The sequence below is a fragment of the Aeromonas sp. ASNIH8 genome, from assembly GCF_002919855.1.
GTDB lineage: Bacteria > Pseudomonadota > Gammaproteobacteria > Enterobacterales > Aeromonadaceae > Aeromonas > Aeromonas caviae.
In genome coordinates this window covers 1-581 of the sequence record NZ_PQLN01000277.1, presented here as the reverse complement: position 1 = coordinate 581, position 581 = coordinate 1, and the positions used below count along the sequence as shown (strand labels likewise).

Below are 581 nucleotides of genomic sequence, written 5' to 3'. Positions count from 1 at the left end.
CCTTCATAATTCAAGAAGTGGGCAGAAAACCATTCAACAAGGCGCTTAAAGCGGACTTGTAGAGTATCATTCGAAGAATATTTCACCTTTTCCATCCATACATCGGGCCCGTAGTGCCGTGCATAACAGCATTCCAGAACTTTTACGGTGAGGTTCAGGATTGCCATGTGGCTTTTCATGTTTTTATGAATGAGATATATCGACGGTTTTTTATCCGTGTAAGACAGACCGGTGATCACAGTTGAAACGAGAGCCTCGGCATATTGTACGAATGGGTTAACTTCCCCGGGAACCGAAACCAGACTAAGAAGGCGTGAGGTGAGGTCCGAAACATTGGTATAAGCGTTGCAGACATCAATACACACTGAAGAAGAAGGCTGGGCAGGGTGAAACTTATAAAATGGCAACCCAAGTTCCGCCGCTTCATCCATAAGTGACTGCCGCCAATCTGCGTCGTTCTTTGGATCAATAACCACAATGACGTGGCCTAAATGCAGCATACTGATGCTCAATAACCGCTGAAGGACTGTTTTACCGGTACCGACGTTTCCGGTAATGAGGGTATGGCCGAACCAGTTATC

At 46.1% G+C, this 581-nt stretch carries 1 protein-coding gene; it reads right to left on the bottom strand.

The genetic code is table 11. The annotated features are described in order from the left end of the window. Positions 1-581, bottom strand: a 581-nt coding sequence (locus tag C3418_RS23895; RefSeq protein ID WP_181023154.1) for an ATP-binding protein, incomplete at both ends; no start/stop codon positions are given.